Source organism: Ktedonobacter sp. SOSP1-52, from assembly GCF_016587395.1.
This window is the reverse complement of the sequence record NZ_BNJH01000001.1, coordinates 3,059,929-3,084,323: the sequence shown is the minus strand read 5'-3', so window position 1 is coordinate 3,084,323 and position 24,395 is coordinate 3,059,929. Positions and strand designations below refer to the sequence as shown.

The 24,395-nt window shown below is 53.0% G+C and carries 26 protein-coding genes and 2 pseudogenes; 14 read left to right on the top strand and 14 right to left on the bottom strand.

Features of this window, described 5'->3' with window-relative positions; all coding sequences use genetic code 11:
• The first annotated feature begins 18 nt into the window (after positions 1–18).
• The 10 genes from JMJ16_RS14815 to JMJ16_RS57070 all read left to right on the top strand — a co-directional run bounded on the left by JMJ16_RS14815 (position 19) and on the right by JMJ16_RS57070 (position 11,171).
• A complete protein-coding gene (locus JMJ16_RS14815; RefSeq protein WP_255553211.1) occupies positions 19–1,266 on the top strand; it encodes a LuxR family transcriptional regulator in 1,248 nt (415 codons plus the stop codon).
• Between the two features lie 179 nt (positions 1,267–1,445).
• Positions 1,446–2,021, top strand: coding sequence for an NADPH-dependent FMN reductase (locus JMJ16_RS14810; RefSeq protein ID WP_201382418.1), 576 nt, complete (start codon positions 1,446–1,448; stop codon positions 2,019–2,021).
• 101 nt (positions 2,022–2,122) lie between these two features.
• Positions 2,123–3,364, top strand: coding sequence for an MFS transporter (locus tag JMJ16_RS14805; RefSeq protein ID WP_201382416.1), 1,242 nt, complete (start codon positions 2,123–2,125; stop codon positions 3,362–3,364).
• Positions 3,365–3,450: 86 nt separating this feature from the next.
• A complete protein-coding gene (locus JMJ16_RS14800) occupies positions 3,451–4,167 on the top strand; it encodes an N-acyl homoserine lactonase family protein (protein WP_201382414.1) in 717 nt (238 codons plus the stop codon).
• A gap of 283 nt (positions 4,168–4,450) precedes the next feature.
• On the top strand, positions 4,451–5,434 hold the full coding sequence (locus JMJ16_RS14795; protein WP_201382412.1) for an AAA family ATPase: 984 nt from the start codon (positions 4,451–4,453) through the stop codon (positions 5,432–5,434).
• Entirely contained in the window at positions 5,431–7,659 is a 2,229-nt protein-coding gene (locus tag JMJ16_RS14790; RefSeq protein WP_201382410.1) for a LuxR C-terminal-related transcriptional regulator, read from the top strand. Before JMJ16_RS14795 ends, JMJ16_RS14790 begins: the two co-directional genes overlap by 4 nt.
• A gap of 236 nt (positions 7,660–7,895) precedes the next feature.
• Positions 7,896–8,915: an aldo/keto reductase gene (locus tag JMJ16_RS14785; RefSeq protein ID WP_201382408.1), complete on the top strand. Its 1,020-nt coding sequence runs from the start codon at positions 7,896–7,898 to the stop codon at positions 8,913–8,915.
• A gap of 63 nt (positions 8,916–8,978) precedes the next feature.
• Entirely contained in the window at positions 8,979–9,455 is a 477-nt protein-coding gene (locus JMJ16_RS14780) for a VOC family protein (RefSeq protein WP_201382406.1), read from the top strand.
• Positions 9,456–9,775: 320 nt separating this feature from the next.
• On the top strand, positions 9,776–10,738 hold the full coding sequence (locus JMJ16_RS14775; RefSeq protein ID WP_374228967.1) for a zinc-binding dehydrogenase: 963 nt from the start codon (positions 9,776–9,778) through the stop codon (positions 10,736–10,738).
• 103 nt (positions 10,739–10,841) lie between these two features.
• Entirely contained in the window at positions 10,842–11,171 is a 330-nt protein-coding gene (locus JMJ16_RS57070; protein WP_201382402.1) for an LLM class flavin-dependent oxidoreductase, read from the top strand.
• A 116-nt stretch (positions 11,172–11,287) separates the two neighbouring features.
• Here JMJ16_RS57070 and JMJ16_RS57065 read toward each other — a convergent pair whose 3' ends face one another.
• From JMJ16_RS57065 to JMJ16_RS14755, 4 genes are all read right to left on the bottom strand, one after another.
• Entirely contained in the window at positions 11,288–11,554 is a 267-nt protein-coding gene (locus tag JMJ16_RS57065) for an integrase core domain-containing protein (protein ID WP_201382400.1), read from the bottom strand.
• A gap of 42 nt (positions 11,555–11,596) precedes the next feature.
• Positions 11,597–11,827: an RNA-directed DNA polymerase gene (locus JMJ16_RS57060; RefSeq protein ID WP_374229006.1), complete on the bottom strand. Its 231-nt coding sequence runs from the start codon at positions 11,825–11,827 to the stop codon at positions 11,597–11,599.
• Positions 11,828–12,061: 234 nt separating this feature from the next.
• The gene (locus tag JMJ16_RS57055) at positions 12,062–12,274 is read right to left on the bottom strand and encodes an IS3 family transposase (RefSeq protein ID WP_201382398.1); all 213 of its coding nucleotides are present in this window, start codon (positions 12,272–12,274) and stop codon (positions 12,062–12,064) included.
• Between the two features lie 90 nt (positions 12,275–12,364).
• The gene (locus tag JMJ16_RS14755; RefSeq protein WP_236601577.1) at positions 12,365–12,940 is read right to left on the bottom strand and encodes an IS3 family transposase; all 576 of its coding nucleotides are present in this window, start codon (positions 12,938–12,940) and stop codon (positions 12,365–12,367) included.
• A 540-nt stretch (positions 12,941–13,480) separates the two neighbouring features.
• Here JMJ16_RS14755 and JMJ16_RS14750 point away from each other — a divergent pair.
• The gene (locus JMJ16_RS14750) at positions 13,481–14,695 is read left to right on the top strand and encodes an IS110 family transposase (RefSeq protein ID WP_201382396.1); all 1,215 of its coding nucleotides are present in this window, start codon (positions 13,481–13,483) and stop codon (positions 14,693–14,695) included.
• 227 nt (positions 14,696–14,922) lie between these two features.
• On the opposite strand, the gene JMJ16_RS14745 is transcribed toward JMJ16_RS14750, so the two are convergent.
• The 4 genes from JMJ16_RS14745 to JMJ16_RS14730 all read right to left on the bottom strand — a co-directional run bounded on the left by JMJ16_RS14745 (position 14,923) and on the right by JMJ16_RS14730 (position 17,856).
• Positions 14,923–15,399, bottom strand: a complete 477-nt coding sequence (locus JMJ16_RS14745) for a transposase (protein WP_201382394.1) — start codon at positions 15,397–15,399, stop codon at positions 14,923–14,925.
• A 112-nt stretch (positions 15,400–15,511) separates the two neighbouring features.
• Entirely contained in the window at positions 15,512–16,072 is a 561-nt protein-coding gene (locus JMJ16_RS14740; protein ID WP_201382392.1) for an IS110 family transposase, read from the bottom strand.
• Positions 16,073–16,911: 839 nt separating this feature from the next.
• A complete protein-coding gene (locus JMJ16_RS14735; RefSeq protein WP_201382390.1) occupies positions 16,912–17,304 on the bottom strand; it encodes a hypothetical protein in 393 nt (130 codons plus the stop codon).
• A 309-nt stretch (positions 17,305–17,613) separates the two neighbouring features.
• Entirely contained in the window at positions 17,614–17,856 is a 243-nt protein-coding gene (locus JMJ16_RS14730; protein ID WP_201382388.1) for a hypothetical protein, read from the bottom strand.
• 600 nt (positions 17,857–18,456) lie between these two features.
• Here JMJ16_RS14730 and JMJ16_RS14725 point away from each other — a divergent pair.
• Entirely contained in the window at positions 18,457–18,894 is a 438-nt protein-coding gene (locus JMJ16_RS14725) for a hypothetical protein (protein ID WP_201382386.1), read from the top strand.
• A 157-nt stretch (positions 18,895–19,051) separates the two neighbouring features.
• Complete coding sequence (locus JMJ16_RS14720; protein ID WP_201382917.1) at positions 19,052–19,255, top strand: hypothetical protein; 204 nt, start codon at positions 19,052–19,054, stop codon at positions 19,253–19,255.
• 163 nt (positions 19,256–19,418) lie between these two features.
• Here JMJ16_RS14720 and JMJ16_RS54320 read toward each other — a convergent pair.
• The 6 genes and pseudogenes from JMJ16_RS54320 to JMJ16_RS14695 form a co-directional block, all read right to left on the bottom strand.
• Positions 19,419–19,592 (bottom strand): annotated as a pseudogene (locus JMJ16_RS54320) (transposase family protein); the annotation flags it as partial.
• Positions 19,593–19,653: 61 nt separating this feature from the next.
• The gene (locus tag JMJ16_RS54315) at positions 19,654–20,046 is read right to left on the bottom strand and encodes a hypothetical protein (protein ID WP_236601498.1); all 393 of its coding nucleotides are present in this window, start codon (positions 20,044–20,046) and stop codon (positions 19,654–19,656) included.
• Positions 19,979–20,125: pseudogene (locus tag JMJ16_RS57050) on the bottom strand (DUF4158 domain-containing protein); the annotation flags it as partial. The gene JMJ16_RS54315 and the pseudogene JMJ16_RS57050, both read right to left, overlap by 68 nt.
• A 465-nt stretch (positions 20,126–20,590) precedes the next feature.
• Complete coding sequence (locus tag JMJ16_RS14705; protein ID WP_201382382.1) at positions 20,591–21,550, bottom strand: LLM class flavin-dependent oxidoreductase; 960 nt, start codon at positions 21,548–21,550, stop codon at positions 20,591–20,593.
• A 221-nt stretch (positions 21,551–21,771) separates the two neighbouring features.
• On the bottom strand, positions 21,772–22,194 hold the full coding sequence (locus JMJ16_RS14700; RefSeq protein WP_201382380.1) for a PPOX class F420-dependent oxidoreductase: 423 nt from the start codon (positions 22,192–22,194) through the stop codon (positions 21,772–21,774).
• Positions 22,195–22,215: 21 nt separating this feature from the next.
• On the bottom strand, positions 22,216–23,124 hold the full coding sequence (locus JMJ16_RS14695; protein WP_201382378.1) for an alpha/beta fold hydrolase: 909 nt from the start codon (positions 23,122–23,124) through the stop codon (positions 22,216–22,218).
• Positions 23,125–23,672: 548 nt separating this feature from the next.
• Here JMJ16_RS14695 and JMJ16_RS14690 point away from each other — a divergent pair.
• Positions 23,673–24,023 (top strand): helix-turn-helix domain-containing protein, encoded by a 351-nt coding sequence (locus JMJ16_RS14690; RefSeq protein WP_201382376.1) that lies wholly within the window; start codon positions 23,673–23,675, stop codon positions 24,021–24,023.
• Positions 24,024–24,395 lie beyond the last annotated feature (372 nt).

Genomic DNA, 24,395 nt, shown 5'->3' with positions numbered 1-24,395 from the left:
CAGAGCCAGAGCCACCGTCTGGAATGGGCCGATTGGCGCGGTAGCAGCCTGATGATCCTGGGGATGGAGGCTATGCACAACGGCTGCTTTGAGCGAGCACATTCATGGCTTGTGCAAGCCTACGCTTTCAGTTTGAAGGGAAATGACCGCGTGCTCCCAGCCATTCTCGGCGGATTACTGAGCGAGGTGTGTATTGAGTTGGGTGAACTGCATCAAGCTGCCTTCTACTGTCAGCAGATGTCTACGCAGCCTGTTCATTTGTTGGGCACTCAGGATGAGAAGAGAGGAGCTTTGCAACACGCCAACGCGACCTGGGGACGAATACGACTGGCCTATGAGTGGAATCAGACTGATCAGGTGGAACAACTGGTTCGAGAGGCCTCCATCGAGCGATCCGATGGGCCTTTCTCCTCCTGGGAAGAAAGAGCACATGTGCAACTCGGGATTGGGAGGCTGCTTGCCTTGCGTCTTGGTGGAGATAACGCTGGGGAGCGAGCTGCTCTGTCCGCTCTCCTGGCAGACTTGGCTACCACTCCCAGGGCGTTCTCATTCATCAACGATGTCCGCCTTTGGCAAACGCGTTGGTACCTCTGGGATGGAGATCTAGCGGGGGCCGAACATACACTGGCCCTGCTTGCTCAGTCAGAACGAGCGTTGTCACCACTGCAAGAAGAGACTCTTCACTTGTTGCATGCCCGTCTGCATCTTGCGCGGAGGGAGGCAGAAGCTGCTTTTCCCTTGCTTGAGCACTCCCTCTCAAATGCGCAGGCTCGCCGCCACTTCGCTCGTATTGTAGAAATCCAACTACTCATCGCCCTTGCCTATGCTGCCCGCAAGCAAGGACAGGAGGCCCGACGTCAGATCACGCTGGTCCTCGCTCAAGCGTGCAACGAGGGCTTTCGGCGCCTCTTTCTGGATGAAGGGGAACCGCTTGCCGCTCTTCTCCGCCAGGTTTTGCCCATCTTGACGGAGAAGCCTCTGCGTACCTATGTCCAGAGCCTTCTCTCCGCATTCACCAATACCCCGTCGTCTTCCTATGCCAAAGATGGGCAGACAACAGAGGGCCTACCACTCGAACCGCTCTCTGCGCAGGAACAGCGCGTGCTCACGCTGCTCGTCGCCGGGCGCAGCAACCCGGAGATCGCTGATATCCTGGTCATTTCCGTCAATACCGTCAAGGGACACATCAAAAATCTCTACCGCAAACTGGGCGTGAACAACCGCATGCAGGCCAGTGCGGTCGCCCGATATGTCCGGCTTGTCTAGCACCAGCCCCCCATCTTCCGTATTTCGACCTCCCGAAGACATTTGGCAGGAGCTGCTCCTCAACCTTCAAGAACCACCCACCAAACAACCCACTTGGAGGGTGTATACCCACCCTGTTGTCCTCTATACTCAGAGCCGTGATGCAGTAAGACGTTTTGAGAGAAGGAAAGGAGCCTCACATGATACAGATTGCCATTATTCTTGGAAGCACTCGTCCAGGTCGCAATGGAGAGGCCGTAGCCCGCTGGGTCCACGAGGTTGCCGCGAGGCGCGGTGATGCTCAGTTTGAGCTTGTGGACCTCAAAGATGTTCCTCTACCACACCTCGACGAGGTGATGCCAGCATCCACAGGGCAGTACCATCAGCCGCATACCAGTGCCTGGTCTAGCAAAATTGCCCCCTTCGATGCCTATATCTTCGTGACGCCTGAATACAATCATGGGCCGTCAGGCGTATTGAAGAACGCGATTGATTATCTCTACAAGGAGTGGAACAACAAGGCGGCAGGATTTGTCGGCTATGGGGCCAATGGCGGAACGCGAGCAGTGGAACAGTTGCGGCTGATAATGGGGGGATTGCACGTTGCCGACGTCAGCGCTCAGGTGAGCCTCTCGCTCACCAGCGATTTCGAGCACTACAGTACCTTTCGGCCACGCCCCTATCAAGAGGCATCGCTTCACGTAATGCTTGATCAGGTGATTGCTTGGGGGAGTGCGTTGAAGGCTCTGCGCCAGGTGCCCACCCAGATTGCGTAATAAGCGCACATCACAAGAAGAGGAAGATGGTGAAAAACGATGGAAAAGGCTGAAAAAGATCCGATGAGTTGGGCATGTGCATCGAAGAAGGAGAGAGCTGTATGCGTCGATGGAGTGCTGTGATTGTGCTTGGACTCACGATCTTTATGACGACCGTTGATATGAGCATTGTGACGCTGGCGTTACCAGCGATGGGGCAGACGTTTCGGCAGACGGACGAAGCTATGTCGGCTGTTCTCCTCAGCTACTTGATTCCTTCAACGCTGTTGTTGATCCCGTCTGGCCTGGTGGTGACGCGTTGGCAGCCGTTGCCAACGTTTTTAGGCGCAATCGGGGGATTTGCGGGAGCAAGTGTACTCTGTGCGCTTGCTCCCTCCTTTGAACTCTTACTGATTGGCCGCGCTCTTCAGGGGGCGATTGGGGCGCTGTTGGGAACACAGGGGTTACCGGTCGTGGAGGCAGTGATCAAGCCACAGGAGCGTGGACGAGCAATGGGCATTCTCGGTGCAATGGGGCCGTTGGGCGCGATCACAGGGCCGGGAATTGGGGGTCTCTTGCTCTCAACCTGGGGATGGCCTGTGCTCTTCCTGATTAATGTCCCAGCAAGCCTGCTAGCGGCTAGCCTGGCCCTGTATGGTCTTCGCCGCGTGACGCTGAGTACAACCAGCGTCAATGGTTTGGACCAGATGCGCTCTTTGCTGGGCCAGAGACGCTTCCTCGCTGTCTCTCTAACGCTCCTGGCTTTTAGTTCGGCCAGTGGCGCTCTCTCCTATCTCTTACCGTTTGCCTTGCAGGATATTCATCACCTGAATTCGGCGCTGGCTGGCCTGACGTTGCTCGTTCCATCGCTCGGTATGGCAGTCATGGGTCCACTGAGCGGGTATCTGGTTGATCGTTGTGGCGTTCGCCTGCTTATGCCTGTAGGATGGACGGTGACGCTGCTAGGATTGTTGACATTGCTGCTTGTCATCGCGACACCTACCAGCATCTTCAATCTCGATTGGCGCTTACTTCTGATTGGTCTGGGCAATAGCGTGGCCTATATCCCACTGTTGACGCTCTTGATGTCCGTGGGTCCACGTTCGGCGCTCGGATCTGCCAGTGCCCTCTCTGGCGTGACCCGTCAGCTCGGATTTACCTGTGGCCCACTGCTGGTCAGTGTACTCTGGGCCTGGCAGATCACTGCTAGCTCCGCAGAACGGATGAGAAATGGCGTACTGCTCTTGATCGGGCTCGTGCTTGTGGGTTTCATCAGTACGCTTATTGCGGTACGCGGATTGTCAGCGTCACAGTTGTCTGTTCCAGATTCAGCAACAGAACCAACTTCCAGCGAACAGCTCTGAGCGTTGTGCTGATGCCGAGGAAGGGGAAGCAATGCCTCTTCCCTCTCTCGGGGGAGAGCAAAAATATGTGTATGAAGGAGTTCTCAATGAAACTGTATTGCATGAAACTTGGCTGGATCGTTCCTTTTCATCTTCCCATCGCTGGCTATCTCATCCAGACCGATGACGGTCTCAATGTTCTGGTGGATACTGGCATTTCCCATCAGTTCATTGCAACCCACTTGTTTCATGGGCAACCATTCGCGCGTATGGGCGAGGCAGAAGGCGTGGTAAACCAGCTTGCCAGGATAGGACTGGCTCCCCACGATATCCATTTTCTGATCAGCTCACATTTTGATCCTGACCATGCAGGCAATTTGACAGCGTTTTCCAGGGCACACATCGTCGTCCAGCGCCGCCAGTATCTTGTGGCGAAAGAAGGAATCATTGCACGTCAGGAAGCTCTTCGTTTCCAGTGGGATGCTCCAGAACTGCGGTATCAATTGGTCGATGGAGATACAACGTTGCTGCCAGGAATCGAACTGATTGAAACCAGCGGGCATTCCCCAGGGCATCAGTCTGTCCTTGTGCGCTTACCACAAAAAGGGGCAGTTCTGCTTGCCATTGATGCCATTCCGTCCGCCAGTTGCCTGGACCCAGACACCCGTCCTCTGACCCCGTTTGACATGGATGAAGCAGAGGTGCGAGCCAGCACGCGCAAGCTGATTGCTCTTGCCGAAAGAGAGCGTGTGACCTTGATCGTTCATGGGCATGATCGTGAACAGTGGCAACAATTGAAGCTCCTTCCAGAATGCTATACCTAATTGTTCTAGGGTCAGGCAGTTCGAGAAGCACTCATATATCGGTGTCGAAGGGTCTTTTACTGCTTACAAAGCGCAAACATTCACCATTGTCTCATGTGAGGCTTCTCTCTCCAATGCTCACGGCAGAAGTATCGAAATAGTTAGGATGCATGTGCCCCTCTTTCTTTTGCCAATCAGGATGCATCTTCTCGCAGAACGATGCGCGGCTTGTATACTTCTGGTGACTTTGTTATACTTCCTCCTGTTGGGGGTGTTGGGGGATACAAATAAAAAGGACACCTGCATGTCGCCAAAGCCTTCTTCGTATGTGCTGGCCTGGTCTCCCCAAGACCAAGTCTATGAGCTTCTTCTGAATGGCACACTGCAACAGCGATTTCGCGTAGATGATGGGCAAGCATGGCAGAACTGGTTGAAATGCCAGACCAGTTTTGCTTTTCGAGGGCAACACGGCCATCTCTCTCTCCTGAAAGAAGCTCGCTCGCGTGGTGATGGATACTGGTACGCCTATGCCTATCGAAATCACCACAAACAGAAACGCTATCTTGGCACCACCAGAGCACTGACACTGGCCCATTTAGAAGAAGCGGGCTCCATCCTTTGTCACCAGGACACACTCTCTCCCATGGCAACTGAGAGCAAAGCTCAACCAGCATACCCTTCAGTTTCGCCCCCTTTTTTCTCGGCTCCGACGCCGTTTCCTGACACCTTGCTTTTGCCGAAGCTTGTACCACCTCGCTTGCCTGCGACACTGGTTACGCGTACGCGTCTCTTCAACTACCTGGAACAAGCCAGGAACCATCCGCTCACGCTCCTCGCAGCCTCTGCCGGATCTGGCAAAACGACATTACTTTCGGCATGGGTGGCTCATATTCCATCGCCATTTTCTCGCTTCGCATGGCTTTCGCTCGATGAACGGGATAACGATCCGGCCCATTTTTGGGCCTATATCATCGCGGCCTTGCGTGTGCATTCTGGCGTCACCTCACAGCGTCAGCCAGAACCAGGCGATACAGCGTTGACCATGCTCTACTCTCCTCAGCCACCAGACTTGCTCGTTATCCTGACATCACTGATTAACGATCTGATGATCAGTCGGGAGCAGAGTGTGCTGGTGCTAGATGACTATCATGTTATCGATGATCCCGCTATCAGTGACTCACTTCAGTTCTTGCTAGAGCACCTTCCACCAAATCTCCATGTGATTCTGGCAGGGCGCGGTGATCCTCCGCTGCATCTGACGCGCTTGTGCGCGCACGAGGGCAGATGATTGAGATACGAGATCAGGACTTACGCTTTACTCGAACTGAGACCGAGCATTTTCTCGCTCACACAGCGCTCATTCCTCTGACGGATGCGGAGGTCGATGTCCTCGAACAACGTTCTGAAGGCTGGATTGCTGGGCTACAACTGGCGGCACTCGCTATGCGGACACGGACTGATCGCGCGACATTTCTCCAACAGTTCAACGGCAACCAACGCTTTATTGCAGAGTATATGCAAGAAGAGATTTTGCAGCACCAGCCCCCGGAAGTACAAGATTTTCTCGTGAAGACGGCTATCCTCACTCGTCTGCATGCTTCGCTCTGTCAACATGTGCTTGGAGACCCGACCGAACTCGCCTGCCAGCACATGCTCACGGCGTTGGAGAAAACCAATCTCTTCCTCACCTCTCTTGATGAGGAACAGCGTTGGTATCGTTTCCATAGCCTCTTTCGAGATGTGCTTCAGGCACGTTTGCAAGCCTGCTACCCCGATGTCATACCCACCTTACATCAGCGTGCAGCTCGATGGTACACTCAACAGAGCGATCTCTATGCGGCGATTGTCCACGCGCTTACGGGAAGCGATTATACCTTTGCCGCGCTTCTGATGGAGCAGTCTTCGGAGCAGATGTGGCTCAATGGGAAAGGGGTCACATTATATACCTGGATGACGCAATTGCCCGACGAAGTACTGCTTGCTCATGCCAGTCTCGCGCTCACATCCGTCCTGCACCTCTTGTTTCCAGCCTACTCTGCTTCAGATGAACAATGGCAGCAGGCTACCAGCAGAGCAGAGCAGATGACTAAGCGCATTGAAACACTTGTAGAGTGTCAAGACGGGCTTCTCTCGCCAGAGGAGAATCACCTGCTCCACAATCGCCTCGCCTTCCTGCGTAGCTGGCTCACATGCAGAGAGATCTATGCCCAGGGGAAGCTCGCTCACATGCAGGAGCGTATTGTCAGGATGTTGGAGCTTGTGAGAGAAGACACTGTGGTGTGGCAAATGTTCCCGGTCTCTGTCTTCTCTCTCTTTCAGACCAATCAAACGACGTTCATTCCTCTCTATTCCAAATTGCAGCAGCAGGCAGAGCAAGAGAAGCATGGCTATGAAGCCGCCTGGTGTCTGTACCTGCTCAGTCAAGCCTATCACCAGAATGGGCAATTGGATCTGGCTTACCGCATCAACTTGGATGCGTTGCAACGCTTGCAGCAGGTGGGAAAGGCGAGATCGATGTTTGGGTATGTTCACCTGCATCTGGCTCGATTCCATTGGGCACGAAATCAACTTGTGGAGGCTCAAAGTCACCTGGAGACTGCATTACAATTTGCTCAGGCCTGGCACCAGAGAGAATTACAAATTGAGGGCTATTGCCAGCTTATCCCGCTTCTCATTGCTGAGGGAAAACAGGCAGAGGCTGCAGATGCGCTTCTGGAGGCGGAACGTCTCAGTCAGCAGGGGGTGTGGAGGTGGCACCGTGTGCGCTTAGGGTTTGCTCAGACGCGCCTCTGGCTTTCTGAGGGCAAGCTAGACGCAGCCAAACGCTGGGTGGCTTCCTGCGACCTTGATCCACAGAGCCGCGCCTTCTACACCGATCCGGCATCCATTGATTCTATCACGCTGCCTCTCATCCAGGTCTATCTCGCGACAGGGAGAGAGAACGACGCTCACGACCTGCTGACGTCATTGCTTCTTCATGCGGAGCAAAACCGGAATACATGGAACGTGATACATCTCCAGGCGCTACAAGTCCTTGTGTATCAGACGTCCAGCAAGTTTGCGCGAGCACAAGAGTGCGCACTCCACCTGCTCCAATTGGCGGAGCCAGCAGACTACCTCCGCGTCTATCTGGATATAGGCGATCCTATGCAACAGGTGCTTCAGAAAATGCTGTGTGACGTAAAGGTGCCTCTGAAGCAGCAACACATCCAGATTCCTCTCGATGCTCTCAAGACGCTTCTGGCGGCCTTCACGCAGCAGATGATTGGTCAGCAGGGACGTGCTAACCAACCTCCTAGCTCATTTCCCAGGTCATCTCATACCGCTCTCACCGCCCGCGAACAAGAGGTGTTACATCTCCTGGCACAGGGAGCCACCAACCAGGATATTGCCAACGAGCTTGTCATTGCGCTGGCAACGGTGAAGAAGCATGTCACGAATATATTAAATAAACTAGGAGCCGAGAATCGCATACAGGCTCTTGCTCGTGCTCGCGATTCCAAGTTACTCTAGCACAATCACCATTGATGTCCCTCCTGCTGCACCACTTCTTCAGGATGCTCTCCTTCCACCCCCAACCTTTAGGACATTTACACCTCAAGAGGTATTCTTTCGGCTACCCACGAGCACAGAGCCTCCCTCTATACTCTGCATAAGCAGGAACAAACATGACCATCTCAGATTCACTGCTTACCAGAGCCTATTTCTGGTGCATGACGAGAAGCAAAAAGAAGAAGGAAACCACTGGAATGAGATACCGACTGTTAGGAACAAGTGGTTTGCGCGTCTCAGAAGTCTTTCTTGGCGCGATGACCTTTGGCGAGGAATCAGGGCCAGGCGCCTCACTAGAGGAATCCCGCCGGATGCTCAACGCTTATGCTGAGGCTGGTGGCAATGTCATTGATACCGCCATCAATTATAGAAACGGCGACAGCGAGCGCTTTGTCGGAGAGCTCCTCGAAGGGCGCAGAGATCGCTTTGTGCTTGCAAGCAAATACACAGTGACACGCGACCGTGAAGATCCTAATGCCGCTGGCAATCACCGCAAGAATCTTATGCTCTCTCTTGAGACCAGCTTGAAGCGCTTGCGTACCGACTATATTGATCTCTACTGGGTGCATATTTGGGATCAGCATACTCCCATTGAGGAAACACTACGCGCTCTTGATGATGCTGTACGAGCAGGAAAGATCCTCTATATAGGTGTCTCGGACGCGCCAGCCTGGATCGTTTCACGTGCTAACACACTTGCCGAATGGCGCGGTTGGAGTCCGTTTGTTGCTTTACAAGTTCCCTATCACCTCCTCAAGCGCGACATCGAGCGCGAATTGCTTCCTATGGCCGAGGCATATGGGATGAGCGTTGCCACCTGGGGACCGCTCGCCGATGGCGTGCTTTCAGGGAAGTTTACGCGCGCTGGAGGTGTTGAAGGGAGAACACGCTTATCGCCCGATGCGATCAGTGAACGTGACCATACTGTTGTTCGCGTAGTTCAAGATGCAGCGGATCAGCTGGGTGTTACCCCTTCGCAAGTGGCTATTGCTTGGATACGCAGCCGCTCGCGCGCCATTCATCCAATTCTCGGTGCACGCAGGCTTGACCAGTTAGTGGAGAACCTTGGCGCGCTCAATGTTGAGCTCCCTGCGGAGTTGATTGCTCGCCTGGATACCATCACCCACTTTGAGCTGGGCTTCCCTGCCAATTTCATCAATGCCACCGCTCCTTGGATCTATGGAGAGAAGGAGCAACTGGTTGATGGACGCAAGTAAAGGGATTCGTAGCTTGAGAAAGCAATATTCGCTACACAGTTTGAAAAACAAAGGAGAGATATTATGACTCAGCCAAAGGTAAAAGCTATTCCCGAAGGGATTCACACCATCACACCACATATTGTTGTGCGCGATGCAGAACGAGCTGCCAAATGGTATAAACAAGTGCTAGGAGCCGAAGAGCGAGGTCGTATTCCCGTGCCTGGCGGCAAATTCATGCAGATAGAACTGTGGTTTGGGGACTCGGCGGTCATGCTGGCTGATGAGCTTCCCGATGCGGGTATTCTCTCACCTTTAGCTATAGGTGGTACTCCAGTCGTTCTCCACTTCTCTACTGAGAATGTCGAAGAGCTCTGGAAGCGTGCTATAGATGCTGGTGCTACGGTTGTGCAACCATTGCAAGAACAATTCTGGGGCGACCTGCACGGACAAATCCTTGATCCGTTTGGCTATCGTTGGAATCTCGCGCAACATCTACGAGATGTTTCCTCCGAAGAGATTGCGCGTATCGCAGCCAGTCTCTTCGGCGGTCAAGCATAACAGGTTGTTTGTAATCTCAATGAGAAGAGCGATCACGTTTTGGGGTGCACACTTCCCCTTTCACGATGTGTCGTCCTTCAGCCGCCTGTTGTGAAGAATGCCGGCCACAAGGAGAGGATCTCCTCTGAGAGCCACATGTGTTGCTCGGAATGCTCACCTGTTGAGTCCCCTTTCAAAACAGTCGACGCTGCTCGTCCTGAACCTATGGACAGGCCGAACAGTGTCCTTCCGTACGATGAACGTGGGCTGGTCTCACTCTCTCATGAAGACACATGAACAAGCCCAGATCTCCCCTTCGGGGAAGCAAGAAAGAGAACAGTATGAGAGCGGTATGGTTGCATGAGTTCGGCGGGCCTGGGGTGCTTGTCGCAGCAGATGCTCCTGACCCGGTGGCAGAGGCCGGGCAGGCATTGATCGAGGTAGCGTTCGCCAATATCACCTTCGTGGAGACCCAGTTCCGCGCGAGCGGTTTCGGGCCATTCAAGGCGAAGTTGCCGATGATCCCTGGCAACGGCATTGGCGGTGTGGTCATTGCAGTCGGTTCACAAGCCGACTCCGGGCTTGTGGGCAAGCGGGTGGTCAGCAGCACCGACGGTTCTGGCGGCTACGCCGAGCGTGCCGTAGTGGATGTCGGCAATCTGTTCGAGGTTCCAGACGGATTGGAGCTTGATCGTGCGGTTGCGCTGCTGGCTGATGGTCGCACCGCATCGTTGCTGATCCGGGCGGCTGGACTGCACCGAGGAGAACGGGTACTGATCGAAGCGGCTGCGGGCGGTGTAGGCACTTTGCTGGTTCAGCTCGCGAAGTCTGTCGGCATGAGAGTCGTCGCTGTAGCTGGTGGCGCACGCAAGGTCGAGATGGCGCGGGACCTGGGCGCCGATGTAGTGGTTGACTACTCGAAGCCAGATTGGGTGGATCAGGTGCGCGAAGCCGTAGGCTCGGTCGACGTCGTTTTTGACGGAGTTGGTGGCTCCATCGGTCGATCGGCTTTCGAGTTGCTCGCCCGTCACGGGCGAATGCTCAGCTTCGGGATGGCGAGTGGACAATGGACGGATATCTCGGAAGAGGCCGCGACAGGTCGTGGGGTAACTCTGGTCGACTTGCCGCGTCCGACGCCCGAGGAGATGCGCACACTCACAGAGGGTGTGCTCACTCTTGCGGCAGCTGGCCATTTGCAACCGATGATAGGACAGCGATTCCCGCTGGATCAAGCCGCGCAAGCGCACAGGGCCATCGAGTCGCGGGCCTCTGTAGGGAAAACCTTGCTGGAGGTGCGAAAATGAGGAAGTTGAAGATGGGCGTTACCTTGCCACGATTCAGCGAGGACGACGTTGGCAACCTCGCTTCGCACGTTCAGCATGCCGAGGAGGTGGGGCTGGAATCCGTGTGGGTCGGCGACCATCTGATCCCGGTGGTCCCGTTCCCGGCCTGGATAGCACATTGGTCCTTGCCACCGCTGCTGCTACCACCAGACACATCAAAGTCGGCTTCGGTGTGATGATCCTGGCGCTGCATCCAGCGAAAACGGGCTTCTGGCTCGCCACACTCCCAATCCTTCCTGAATTGATCTCTCGTTTCCTCTTCCCCAATAGCACTATTTCCTGCACAACAATATCAATGCATTTTGGTTTCTTTCTATATCTATCAGTACTTTTTTATTTCAAGAACAGATACAGACTATTTTCCCAAAATATCCTATTGTATAGTGAGGAATGAAAAAGCCATGAGCTTCGCTCTCTCCTCAAGCGTCAAAAAGCTGCGTCCTTTTTGACGCTTGAGGAGAGAGCGACCAAAGAAACAGAAGCATGTTTCACACCGAGAGTGTCCAGTCTCTAAAATGCTAGGCACGACAAGAGGGTAATTGGAGGAACAACAGGCAAGCCGTGTTCCTGGGCAAATTGATCAGGCGAACGATACTTGAGGCTCTCATGAGGTCGCAAGGTGTTGTAAAACAGGACCCAGTCCTGGGCCGCGCGCAGAAATGCTCCTAATGTCGCATAGGATCGCCGCTCAGCTACTGCTAACTTGAAGAGACCAACGAAGTAGGGTAGGCACCCAGCGAAGTACGTTGCTGCCTTTTTCCGAGCGCCTCCCTCCAAACCCGGCGTGCCAATTTCTCGGCACCGGGCTTTCCAGCATCATCAGGAGAGTCCTGTCCGTGAATGAGATCGTTTGTGCTGGAGTGGACGTCCAGCATGAAGCTTTTGGTGACAAGTACGACAGAGGACCAGCGTTTTTCGGCGACGGGCGGCCATGATTTTGACCCAATCGGGTTTCTCTCGGCCTTCATATCTGCGAAGGTCTTTAAGTGCACGTATATGATGCACCTCTAACCTCTCTGTCAAGCGGGTTGCCCCACAATGCTCGCAGATTTGGGCCAGGAGTCGTCTTTCAAGCTCTGATCGATCATTCCATGGTTGTCGTTGAGGTTGGTCTTCTATCGGGGTTTTGACTTCCCATTTGAGCGGGATTGCTTCCCAGGTCGCTACCAGCGGTTTCTTTCCCTCTCTTGGGACTGCGACTTGCAGGGCCTTGTAGGTTCTGCCATCTACGTTGATGCTCGTTTTGACGTTGACCCGCTTTCGTGGAGATTTGAAAGAGAAGGATTACTCCTTCTGTTGTTCAAAAACTACTGGACTGACAGAGCCAAGCGAAGAATGGCGTCGGACTCGGTTGTAGTAGCACTCCAGGTATTCGAAGATCGCTTGCCGAGCCTCTGCACATGTGTGGAAGCAGAAAAGCTCGACACATTCACCCTTCAGTGTTTTAAAGAACGATTCGGCGACAGCGTTCTCCCAACAATTGCCCTTGCGACTCATGCTCACCAGCATGCTCTTTGCTGAGAGAAGCGCTTGGTAGCTCTGGCTCGTGTATTGGCACCCTCGATCGGTGTGGTGAAGCAGTCCCGCTTACGGGCGCCGCTGGAGCAGGGCCATGCGTAACGCCTTCTCCACCAACTGCTCATTGGCTGAGGCGTCCATCGCCCATCCAACCACCTTTCGTGAATACAGGTCAATCATTATCGCCAGATACAACCAGCCCTCGTCCGTCCAGATTGCAGTTATGTCCCCAACCCATTTTTCATTGAGGTACGTGGCTGTGAAGTTCCGATCCAAGTGATTGGGCATGAACCTTGCCTTGGGGTCACTTTGGGTGGTCTTGATCCGACGGCGAGGCTGATGCGCCATCACGTTCAGCTCCCGCATCAGACGGGCAACCCGTTTGCGAGCACAGGCAATTCCCTGAGCACGCAACTCTGCATGCACACGCGGACTTCCATAGCGTCCTCGGTGCTGCTGATAGGCTGTCTGAATCTGTTGGGCAAGATGACCATCTTCTCGCTGATGTTGACACATCGGACGATGACGCCAGGCGTAGTAGCCGCTGAGAGAGATGCCCAGAGTCTCGCAGAGGACCTTCACCTGATAGTGGTGCCGATGTTCTTCAACGAACTGAAACGCGCATGGCTGCGGGCGCGAGAAGATGGCTACTGCCTTCCTCGGGAAATCGCCTACTATTACTCCTTATATTCTGTTAAGCTTGAATTTCCATTATCATTGGTGTCTCGCAGAGGCATAACGGCTTTCCTCCGAACCAGCTGTGCCCAAGGCAAAAAAAGCCCCCCTGTGCCCGCATCAGGTGCGAGGAGAGCAAGAGAAGAAACTAGGCGACGTGTTGCGGTGTCAGGTCAACATGATATCCAAGCCGCTCTAGCTGCTTGACTAATCGCCATTGTTTCTCTTGTTGATCTCGTTGGGTAAAGTAGTCTTCTCCTTTTACAGTAAACTACGTATAGGCCTTCTCGACACAAGGCCACAGCAAGCAATACACTTGCTGATATGAACGCTCGAATCTGGAAGGCGAAAGACTCGCTTCTCCATGTGGCTTGACCAATTGAGAAAGATCGCTCTTCGCCTTCCTGTGTTCCTGGAAAACGAATCATTGGAGAGTCGCGCCATGAGCGCCGCAGTAAAAGGACCCTCTCGCCTCACCAGGAGCCGTTGTTTCAGCAGGAGGATCTGCGTATGTGGTTTGCAGGAATCGATTGGGCAGATACCCATCATGACATTCTCGTCCTCGATGAACGAGGGCAAAAGCTCGCCTCGTTTCGGGTCATGCACACCTCGAAAGGCCTCGACGAGCTGACCAACCGCCTGACAGCCATCTGTGGTCCAGAGCACAAGGCCGAACTGGCCTGCATTGTTGAGACCACTCGTGGATTGTTGATTACGCACTTGTTGGAAGCTGGGTTTCCCGTCTACCCAGTCAACCCCAAAACGGTGGATCGCAAACGCTCGGCATCGGGAGCCAAGACGGACCAGATTGATGCCTATCTGCTGGCGAAGCACGGCCGATCGGAGGTGGCTGATTTGAGACGGCTGGAACCCGATAGCCCCCTGATTGCCGAACTCAAAGCCTTGACGCGCGATCAAGATGGCTTGATCCAGATGCAAACCCGCCTGGTCAATCAACTGACCGCCTGTCTCAAAGCCTACTATCCGAGTGCGCTCACTCTGTTTACCAAAGTGCAGCAACCTTCGACCTTGCGCTTCTTGCTCGCCTATCCGACTCCGCTGGAGGTGATGAACGCTTCGTGCGAAGAGATGGCTGAAGTGTTGAAAAGCGCTGGACATCCGACGCCAAAGAAGGCCGCTGCCACGATTGTGTATCAGGTGCATCAGCCCCAATTGGCTGCCGATGACGTGACGTGCAGGACCAAATCGCGTTTGTTGATCGCTCTGATTCGTCAATTGCAGCCCGTGATGGAAGCGATTGCCGCCTATGATCAGGAGATCGAGCGTCTTTTTTTGATGCATGCTGACAGTCATCTCTTTCGCACGCTGCCTCGTGCAGGCAAGCGGATTGCCCCACGACTGTTGGCAGAATTTGGGGATGATCGCTCGCGCTATCAAGGTACAGCCAGTTTGCAAGCCTTGGCTGGGACCTCGCCAGTCCCCTATGAAAGTGGCAACTATGCCAAGCCGCATCGGCGCTATGCCTGCATCAAGCCGTTGCGCAATGTGCTGCAGCAGTTTGCCTGGCAAAGCATCCAGACCGAAACCTGGGCTAGCGAGTACTATGAGCGCAAACGTCGGGAAGGCAAAAGTCACAGCGTTGCTGTCCGCGCGTTGGCCAATGTCTGGGTCCGCATTCTCTTTGCGCTGTGGCTCAAAAGAGAAGCCTACCAGCCTGCGATCTTTGAACACGCTAGACATCAGCATGCGCCTCGTGCGGCATGAGGGCTGAATCAACCACAGAGAAGCGATGCGCTCTTCCTCCCAGGCAAAACAGGCGCCTGTTTTTTTGCCTTTCAACTCGGCATGCCTTTTTTTGACCACGCAAGCTCAGGCGTGTCAAGCCGCTGCGCTTTCCTTGACACGCCTGAGCGGCGTGGTACACTCCTTCATGCCGTGTTGGAAGCATCGTTCTTCCTCCTGTTCTCAATTTTTGCTTGGTTTCACATTGATCATTTGAGGGCTTGACATAGAGAGTCTTTCTCTTCATAGGGCTGCCCTGTAGTGAGCATCTGGTAGTAGATCAGCAGAATACTATGTCCCACCGCCACCGCAGCATGTTTGATTCCTCGCCCCTTGCTCATCCGCCGAAATTGTGCTCCCAGGTACGTTTTGGTCTTTCCGGCAGCGTGACCTGCTTGCACCAGGATGGTTTTTGCATGCCGATTCCCTTTGCGTGTCCGTCCACTCATCCTCTTCCCTCCACTTTCATGCTGTCCTGGGCAGATGCCCACCCAGGAGGAGAGATGGGCCGCATCTGGGAAGGCCTTGAGGTCCCATCCGATCTCGGCAAAGAGGGTTTCTAGCACGCGTTGACTGACCCCGGTGATCGCATCGAGTCGTTCCATCGTTTCCTTCTGAGGAGCGAGACGCTCTTCAATTTCGCGATCCAGCCGTGCGATGCGGCGCTCAAGGTGCTCGACCATCATGAGGAGTTCCTCCAACAAAAAGCAATGGTGGGCTCGCATACATCCTTGCAAGGCAGGAACCAGAGCATCCCGTTTGCTTGGGATACGTCGCAGCGCCAGATCAGCTAACACCTCAGGCCTGATCTCCCCGGCGGAGAGGCGCATGAAGAATGTCACGCCCCGTTTTGCACATCATGTCGGCGAAGATGGAACTCAACTTGATGTTGGTTTCTTCCAACAATGTGTGGATACGGTTCACGTAACGCGTTCGCTCTTGCTTGAGGCTGCTGCGATAGCGGGTCAGATCCCGCAAGTCGCGCTGGGGCTGAGGTGGAATGAAGGAGGCTTTGAGCAGGCCGTGTTGCAACAAATCGGCAATCCACTGAGCGTCTTTCGCGTCGGTTTTGCGACCTGGGACCGCCTTCATGTGCTGGGCATTGACCAACACGATCTCGAAGAGCCCCTCCATCAGGTTGAAAATTGGCTTCCAATACACCCCCGTGGATTCGAGGGCCACATGGGTGCAGTGGGTAGCTTGGAGCCAATCAACTAGGCGGAGCAGGTCAGGGGTGAGCGTAGAGAAGCGTTGGAGCTCTTTGTGTTGCTTGCCATCCTCGCTGTACCAGATCAGACACGCAACCACGAAGCGCTTGTGAACATCAAGACCACAACAACATTGGTAAAGCACATGCATGGCAACCACCCTCCTTGGTGAAGCAGAGAGACGTTGGTGGGTGAAAGGTCACCAATGGGGTATCTGCACACATTGATATTTTCCTCTTCGTGCTTCCTCTTCAGGAGCGACATGCGGTGGTGCATTTCGATACCCAGGAACATCTTTTTAGCCACGCTCAAAGGCGTATCAAGCGGAAACTTCGTCCTGCGCGTTGGGACCCTTCCTTCCAAGTATACCCTGGTTCATCCGCGGTGGTGCTCCGTAGGAGCATGCCTCTTTTTAGAATTTCATTCTGGACGGTGAGCTCTCCAATGATCTTTTTCAGCTCATCTGGTGACTCTCCCGGCTTGTAGCCTTGGCTTATGGCTTTCTGCGAAGGGTTACGTTTATCCGCAAAGAGTGTCGGGGCTTTTTCTTGGAACTCGTTGCGCCACCGATGGACCATCGATTTGGAGACGCCAAAGCGCTGACACACCTGCTCGAGCGTTGTATCCCGCTACAGGCTCTCTAAAACGACTTTCGTTTTGAACTCCGCTGTGTAGCTTTTTCTTTCCATCTCGTCCAGTCCTTTCCTGTTCCTTATTCATTTGTCTAGTTTATCATAGACTGGACATCTTCATCTCCAATCCTGGAAAAAATGAATCTCTGTAGTTACTCAGCTAGAGGGGAAAAGGGAGGTCGCGTTCTTCTCTACGTCACTATCGCTCGTTTCCTGAGATCGAGAGATACCCCCAACTTATGTTGTGGAGCGAACCAGATAAGGCATCGAGACAAGGGACTAATCAGCCAATGGGCAGGAATTCAATGACGAACGAGTATTATACATAATGCTATTAGAGCAAATATTACATTTATAATCACATAAACCGAAATAATGATAATAGCAGCAAAAAAAGTTGCCATTCTAGATAAACTACCGGTATATCAGACAACACAGATATTTCTGGGTTTTCTACTATATAGCAGACCGTTACAGCTTTGTTAGGATTCATACCCTTAAAAGCTTCTTCATCAACACGTTGGATCTGGCTATATGTTTTTCCTTGAACTTCATATATGTATATGAGCTCAAAAGTTATCAATCCTTTACGACGATTTACTAAAGAGCCTTGAGCTAGAATACCATCGCTTCTCATTTTTTCATCGGCTGTTGCCCTACTACGATAACGCTTAAACAAAAGAAAAGCAGCAATAATGACTAGAAAAAAAGCACCAAAGTTTGGTGGTGATGTTGAAATAACGTGGATCATTGGCACAATTCTTTTCTGGTGGTTACTATTTAATGCGACTATAGAAAATAACAGGGAGAATAACTAAAGTGCTAATTCTCCCTGTTATTACAGCTTCATGTGCACCTGAGCAACGCCGCAGGCTAGTTTGAGGTCTTCTTGGTCCCCAAGCGAAGCGTCACGCCCCAACTCCATGCCTTTCTCAAAGCCCTGGCGAGCCTGCGTGAACGGGGGCAGCCCATCCCTGATACCCTGGTCCAGATGCTCTGACATCGTCGATGACGCTGTACGAAATATTGCAAGGGAATCTCTAAGCCTAGATCTCCAGGATTACTCCCTGCGTCTCCTGCGAAACCTCAAGAAAAGCACAAGCACGCCAACCGTGACGGCGCTGATGGTCACAGCAAAGAGAGGATTGCCGCCGACACCCACCAGGATAGCTATACTAAAACCAACGACAGCGAAGAAAAATGTGAAGTAGAGCGTCCAAAGGGTATGATGGAGATGGTAGATCTTTCTCAGCTTCTTATCAGAGGGGCTGTTGCCCAGACGATGTTCAAAAATGATGGGCATGATCGGTTCTGCCTCCTTACCTCATGTATTCCTTGTAAGCACTCTACATGCCGTCTCGCTCCTCGTCAAGAGGCAATCAAGCACTCTTTCACCACAGCAGCAATCGCTCATTACAAGCAAGAAGGCGAGGAAGGCTTGTAAAGCCATATGAATGCCCTAGAAGGGCAAGATGAAGCCTATTTTCCACCTCACATCCTCCGTCAAAATAGGCTTCATTTCATTTTCCATTTCCACCTCTAAGCGAGGCAAAAGAGGCATCTTCAGCTCATCTGATACATGCTGAGTTGGGGGCTACTTGCATGGACAGGGAGACAGAATATACACTAAGAGGAATACTGCCGCTCAATGGTCTCACTTGCCTTGCGCTTGTCGTCACCAGTTTGGTACATTCCGTCGTGACGCTGGCAGAGGTGCTGGTTTCCTCAACAGGAGGGAGGATGTATGTCTACCGATGCAACGAACGCTCACCCGCCAAGAGAGCAAGCCCAACCCCTCTCTCGAAGAGAGATTCTGCCTTTCTTTTCGAAAGGAAACAACAGGACACAGAAAACGCTGCTTCTTTTCTTTTGTAGCCTTCTTGTAGGAGTGATTGGGCTTTTTGTGTCTGAGTTGCAGGCTGTCTCCCCCCATCAAACGACAACGCCATCATCTGCTTCGCACTATCCAGCCTTTCTTGTCTCCAATCCTCCTGAAACTCCACAGCCAGGTCTGCCATACACAGCGAGAAACGTCTATGAGGCGTTTCTCGCTGCTGGAATGAAGATGACTGATGTAAAGAAGAGTAATGGTTGGGCGTGTTGCGTCACCTATCAACCCGAAGGGAAACTGGTCGTCTGGGAGGAAACGTATGGAGAAGTCCTTGAAATAGCAGTCTTTGCGACCTCCGCTGAGGCACACACCGTTGCTCCTGATCTTCTAGCACATTCTGCTGGGTATTCAGTCTCAACCACACATGCTTGCCTCTTCTTCTATCACCATGCTCTTGCAAAAGCCCACTTGGCCGACTACACGAGAGTCTTGTCGAAGGTCTGCACCTGATGCGGCTCTTCCCACTCCCAAAGGTCTCATGGGCACGCTTGTACAGGAGCGCACATCCAGCCCTCCCGGTTTGCGCTCAGGTGCTTCCGACAAATCCGGGCGCCAGGTATCATGAGGTGATCTTCTACGTCGTGCAATTTGGTCGCTCACACTGACCATGAAACTCCTCGACGATCTTGAACAGCAGCCTGACGAGTCGGCCTTTCTTGCCGCGCTCACAGACACGACAGACACGCGCCCTTCAGAGGAGCGCCTCCAGGGCCTCGACGCACCGGTGACCGCGCTGCTGGGTTCAACGGACGCCTCACAGCGTGCCCTGGCCCACTTTGAAGCCCAACTCCCGAACTCCATACACACCTGAGCAATGCCGCAGGCTGGTTTGAGGTCTTCTTTGTCCCCAAACGGACTTCCACGCCCCCCATGCACGCCTTCCTCAAGGCCCTGGCTTTCAGCAGAACACCAGCCAAAGCGGTGGCAATCTCCTGGTCATCACACTGACTGAGCGCAAAGGTGTAGGTGGAATTGGTTGGAAAGCGCCTAGGCCACCCCAAATAGCCCTGAAGTTGCTCCTTTCTCTCCTTAATCCACTCCACAATCCCGTGGATACTGCTCTCTCCTGCCAGCTTTCCTAACAGCAGCAGCGTCAATATCAACGGGAGGGGATACCGTCTCCCTCGTTTGCCGCGTTGATCTTTCACCTGAGAAAAGGCGGCGTAGAAGGAGGTGGGATCCACGTCAATCGCTTCGGGAAAGGCTTTTTCATTTCGTCAAATATGGTAAGGTGCATCCAAGGTCATTTCTCGCTTTCTTAGGGGTGTTTTGAGTTTTCCTAAGTGTAGCAAGAAATGACTTCTTTTTCACTCTTTTCGGGTAAACCAAAAAGCCCTGTCCAAAGAGCTGTCTCATTTGGCCTCGCGCCTCCTGCAGCGCAGAAAAAGAAGCCGTAGCAAGCATATGAGGGGTAGGAAAGCGCTCACGGATGGTAAGAGCCGTAGATAGATTGTTTTTTTTGAGCACTTGAGTCAGTTCTGGGAAAAGTTCATCACAAATGGCGGTGAGTTTATTTTTACGCTGCGTTTCCTCTCGGATCAGTGGGAAAGGTACCCAGGAACCTGAGTGTGCCCCCAAAGCCCAGGCGATTGTGATCTCCACGGCGAGCTCGAATGAGCAAACAATCTTCGTCGTCTAGATGATACTAGCGTGCGAGTTGCTCTGGGGATGGTTCGCCAATATAGCGTCCATAGCGTTACTCTTGTTCTTCGGTGAGATACTCAACATGCATCCTGCTTTGCTTCTCCTCTCTTTGGCCCGGTAGGCCCGCTGACGAAATTCACAAGCGCTTTGCCTTCAGCTTGTCCGCTGAGCGGGAATCAGAAACAACTGAAATTTGTAGCATAGCGTTCAACTCGCAATCCGCTCTTTCCTCGGCTCCCTGTCACCCATACCGACTGCTTGTAGACGAGTATCATGCTTCAGATTCCACTCGTCATGATCCAGTGATGGAGAGAAAAGTGGTAATTTAGTGTGCCTTTGCATCGATCTTTCCAGGACGGCATACCATGACCACCGTCACCAGGATTATGATGCCGAAACAGGCAACCAAACCACCTGGATGCTCAACTCGTCATTCAAAGCGATAGTCTGTTCCTCCATGGATGTTTTCTCGTCCATGCACATGAGCCAGCACATTTCAAGATCACAATTGACCAATGAGCCGTGCCAGGCGTATTTCTTCCTGAACAGCGTCGGAGACCGGAGCAAGGCTGATCATCAGCTCATCAAATCCCATCCTGAGCAGTTCCAGCAGGCGGGCTCGTATCGTGCTTTCATCGCCAAAGACGAACAGGCTTTCAACTAGGCGATCTGAAACGGTCTCAATCTCCTGTTGCGAAAATCCTGCTGCCACGAACATATTGCGATAAAACGGAAGCGTCGTGTAAAGGCGTATTGCCTGCTGCCCAACCTGTAATGCGGTCGCTCGATCCTTGGTGAAAACTACTGGTACATGAGCCACGGCAAGCGGACAGCGTTGCCCGGCTGTGGCTGCACCCGCTCTAAGGGCTGGCAGAGCCGTATTGAGCAGGTAGGGAATCGGACACATGTAAGGGAGTACACCATCCGCAACTTCACCCGCGAGACGAAAAGCCCCCGGTCCGAGCGCTGATAGAAACAGGGGGATTTGCGATGAAGCTTGTAACAAGACATCCGTCGTAAAGTAGTGCCCCTGGTGATGGACCCTGCCCTGTTGAAGGAGCGGACGTAGCACCTGGACATATTCTCGCAAATAGGCGAGAGGCCGTTCCATTTCTACGCCGTAGACGCTCTTTCCCCATTCTGGCCAAGAAGTGCCAATACCTAGCCGCAGCCTGCCTTTTGCCAGGGCGTTGAGGCTCAAAGCCTGCTGAGCCATGAGTACTGGATGGCGCGAAATGATCGGCACGATAGCAGTTCCCAATCCGAGATGAGTCGTGCGCATCGTTGCCGCCGCCAGCGTCGTGAGCCGATCTAGGTTCCACGGCGGACCGGTCACCCAGACGTGGTCAACTCCCGCTCTCTCAATCTCGACAAGCGTCGCAACAAATGTTGTCGGATCAGCTGCCTCTACCGACATACCAACGCGTTCCCGCAACGAACAAACTTCTGCTCTCTGTTCCATGTATCCTTTTCCCTTCTGTATTCTCCTTCGAAGGCATTCCTCAAGGCTCTGCATTTTAGCTACCGCGAGGCGCAAGTTGGATTTGACGGCCACATAGGAAGAGGGTTGAGTCCTCTACGACGAATACCGGAGCAAGGTATTCATCACATGCAGACCAAGAGGTCTTTGAGTCACATCCAGCCTGCGTCTTTCCCGTTGTACCTTTCGGGAACTAGTCTGCTTTATTCCACATTCCGACTGAGAAAAATCCCTCTTACCCTGTCCCGCAGAGTACTGGTACCATCCAAACCAAAGGTGACAATACGCATGGGCCTGATGCGCAAAAGCTCGCGCGCGCCCATCGTCTTGATCTCGTTTCCACGCTCTGGCACTGCCTCAGCCCTTCCACGTATTTCAACGACACGCGCTTGCCCGGATGGCAAAATATCGTCTATCAGGAAGGCCACACGCCCATGACGGATCGCGTCACGATACTTCTTCGTTGCTGTCATGTTATATCCACCAATATCGATACTATCTTCAAGCGCATTGTAGTCAAAGGTCACAGGCGCTATATGCAGCTCACCCTTTGGGCTGACGGTTGCCAACCTGCCAAAGTGCTGGCTCTGGAAATAGGCTATTTCTTCTGGCGTAAATTTGCTCATTGTTTGCTGCTCGCTTCTCTCTCATTCTGCCTGTTCGCGCGTCAATTCGGAGGATGCTGAGTTCGTTCTCTCAAGGACGCTTCGGATAGCTGCGACCACTCGATCTGGCCGATCCTCTTGCACGTAGTGAGAAGCATCATCCAGCGGTTCGGTTTCGTTCATTGTGAGATAGCTCTGCCATTTTTCCAGCATCTCATGTGGGAAGCCTCCATCTTTCGTCCCCCAGAGAATGTGCGCGGGTACATCAGAGAGTACTGGTAGTTTTGCTTCAGTTTCCGCGAGCCACGACCGTGCCTTGCGAATCTGTCTGGGGAAAACCCAGGTTGGTATCCGTGATTTTGGAGTTGGGAATGGATCACTATAAGCCTTTCTCAAGGTTTCCGTCACTTTTTCAGCATGAGAGATCCCGGCTGGGACAATGACTTTGGCGAAAAAGTTGCGCTGTGTCTGAAGCCAGTATCCCAGGGGCCATCCCCCCATTGCCAAGGAAAACAGTTTCACGGGCAGCAAAGTCGCGGGCCAGGCCCAGGTGTTCATGACGACAATGCCGCGCAGGTTTTCCCGGTGCCGGACTGCGTAGTGCAATCCAATAGGTCCTCCCCAATCCTGGACGACGAAAACAACATGCATAAGGTTCAAGCGACCGATGAAATCCACGACGGCATCCGCTTGCTCTTGTGGCGTAAAACCATACTGGGAAGGCGCTTTTGACATCCCAAATCCAGGGTAATCCAAAGCGAGAAGACGACACTCGCTGCGCAGTTCCTTGATGACATTGCGATAGAGATACGACCAGGTGGGATTGCCATGAAGGAGAAGAATCGTCGGCCCCTGTCCTTCGTCAATGTAATGAATGTATCCATCCCGATACGGCAGCCAATGGTCCTCGAATGGATACTCGACTGAATCCACTTCAAACGGCCTTTTCACTTTTTCCTCCCATCTTTCGCCTGTTTCAAGCGAATAGAGACAACTGTTTTTCTGTTTCTTGCTTCAAGCTTTACTCGATCTTCATCATGTATCAACCAATCAACGCTTCTTCCTTCTCATAGAGAGAGACGACGCGCGTAGGGATGCGGATCGACGCGCGTAGCTCGCCTTCCAACGGACAGCCATTTGCTCGCGATACACCTTCTGGAAGCGGTCCCGCGTCCGCCTTCGATCTCCATTGTGCGGAGTTTCCGACACGGGTACCATCTCTGCTTCGGTGCGAACTGCGCCCCGATCAGACCGGGCGCACCCTTCACCGACCTTTACGCGCGCGAAGGAAGTCGATCAACGAGTTCTTATTGAGGCTTGGGCCGGGTCTGGGAAAACGTTCATCAACGTGACCAGATGGCCCTCTTGGGAAATGAGCAGCTCTTTTCCTCCAGGCTTGAGAATGACCTCTTGCACAAGAGTAGCGAACTATGGTATATTTGTAAAGTAGTTTCAGGAAAGTGCATTAGTTTCAAAAAATGAACTAAAAGGAGGCACTGATGATCGATCCTGAATGTCCTGGCTCAATCAAACCCATCTTGAAGATGTTGGAAGGCAAGTGGACCCTTCAGCTCCTACGTGAGTTATTCAATGGGGTCAAGCGTTTTGGGGAATTGCGCCGTTTGTTGCACCCCATTAGCCCGAAAACCCTGACCGATCGATTACGTCTGTTGGAAGAGCAAGGCATCGTAACCCGTACGATCTACTCAGAGGTGCCATTGCATGTCGAGTATCAACTGACCGAGCGGGGGCAACGTCTCCAACCTATTTTTGTTGCCATGTGGGAGTGGAGTCAATCGGAAGACACAAGTTCCAAAAAAGAGGTGAGCGAGTCGCTATTGGTTCTTTAAGCCCGCCAAAGCGATTTCCAATGGGAAGGAGTCATGTGACACGGGGCTGCAATACAGAGCAAACAAGCCCAACGTTGCCGATAGTGAACCATATCGGCAACGTTGAGACCCCAAAACGCCTCGACACTGCCGATATGGTATTGCATTTTTTCTTTGATTCTGCTATCCTGACGCTGCCGATAATCTGCACGCCGCGCACACACATTCTAGACGACCAGGAATATCAGGAGCACCCATGTTCGATCACCTGCTTGAGCAGTATCTTGCGTTGCTCACCACCAACGATATCTCGATGGCTACCCAACGCGCCGTCCGTACAGACCTGACCCAGTTCTGTACCTGGTGAGAGAACAAGCACCAGCGCACCTTCGA

Bases quoted from the DNA above. Each gene is read 5' to 3' on its own strand.
- JMJ16_RS14800 (WP_201382414.1), top strand. From the start codon at position 3,451: ATGAAACTGTATTGCATGAAACTTGGCTGGATCGTTCCTTTTCATCTT.
- JMJ16_RS14735 (WP_201382390.1), bottom strand. From the start codon at position 17,304: ATGATCCACGTTATTTCAACATCACCACCAAACTTTGGTGCTTTTTTT.
- JMJ16_RS14795 (WP_201382412.1), top strand. From the start codon at position 4,451: ATGTCGCCAAAGCCTTCTTCGTATGTGCTGGCCTGGTCTCCCCAAGAC.
- JMJ16_RS14720 (WP_201382917.1), top strand. From the start codon at position 19,052: ATGAAACTCCTCGACGATCTTGAACAGCAGCCTGACGAGTCGGCCTTT.
- JMJ16_RS57055 (WP_201382398.1), bottom strand. From the start codon at position 12,274: ATGAGTCGCAAGGGCAATTGTTGGGAGAACGCTGTCGCCGAATCGTTC.
- JMJ16_RS14775 (WP_374228967.1), top strand. From the start codon at position 9,776: ATGAGAGCGGTATGGTTGCATGAGTTCGGCGGGCCTGGGGTGCTTGTC.
- JMJ16_RS14740 (WP_201382392.1), bottom strand. From the start codon at position 16,072: ATGCATGTGCTTTACCAATGTTGTTGTGGTCTTGATGTTCACAAGCGC.
- JMJ16_RS14730 (WP_201382388.1), bottom strand. From the start codon at position 17,856: ATGCCCATCATTTTTGAACATCGTCTGGGCAACAGCCCCTCTGATAAG.
- JMJ16_RS14745 (WP_201382394.1), bottom strand. From the start codon at position 15,399: ATGATGGTCGAGCACCTTGAGCGCCGCATCGCACGGCTGGATCGCGAA.
- JMJ16_RS14705 (WP_201382382.1), bottom strand. From the start codon at position 21,550: ATGGAACAGAGAGCAGAAGTTTGTTCGTTGCGGGAACGCGTTGGTATG.
- JMJ16_RS14810 (WP_201382418.1), top strand. From the start codon at position 1,446: ATGATACAGATTGCCATTATTCTTGGAAGCACTCGTCCAGGTCGCAAT.
- JMJ16_RS14750 (WP_201382396.1), top strand. From the start codon at position 13,481: ATGTGGTTTGCAGGAATCGATTGGGCAGATACCCATCATGACATTCTC.
- JMJ16_RS14785 (WP_201382408.1), top strand. From the start codon at position 7,896: ATGAGATACCGACTGTTAGGAACAAGTGGTTTGCGCGTCTCAGAAGTC.
- JMJ16_RS14780 (WP_201382406.1), top strand. From the start codon at position 8,979: ATGACTCAGCCAAAGGTAAAAGCTATTCCCGAAGGGATTCACACCATC.
- JMJ16_RS14690 (WP_201382376.1), top strand. From the start codon at position 23,673: ATGATCGATCCTGAATGTCCTGGCTCAATCAAACCCATCTTGAAGATG.
- JMJ16_RS14700 (WP_201382380.1), bottom strand. From the start codon at position 22,194: ATGAGCAAATTTACGCCAGAAGAAATAGCCTATTTCCAGAGCCAGCAC.
- JMJ16_RS14790 (WP_201382410.1), top strand. From the start codon at position 5,431: ATGATTGAGATACGAGATCAGGACTTACGCTTTACTCGAACTGAGACC.
- JMJ16_RS14805 (WP_201382416.1), top strand. From the start codon at position 2,123: ATGCGTCGATGGAGTGCTGTGATTGTGCTTGGACTCACGATCTTTATG.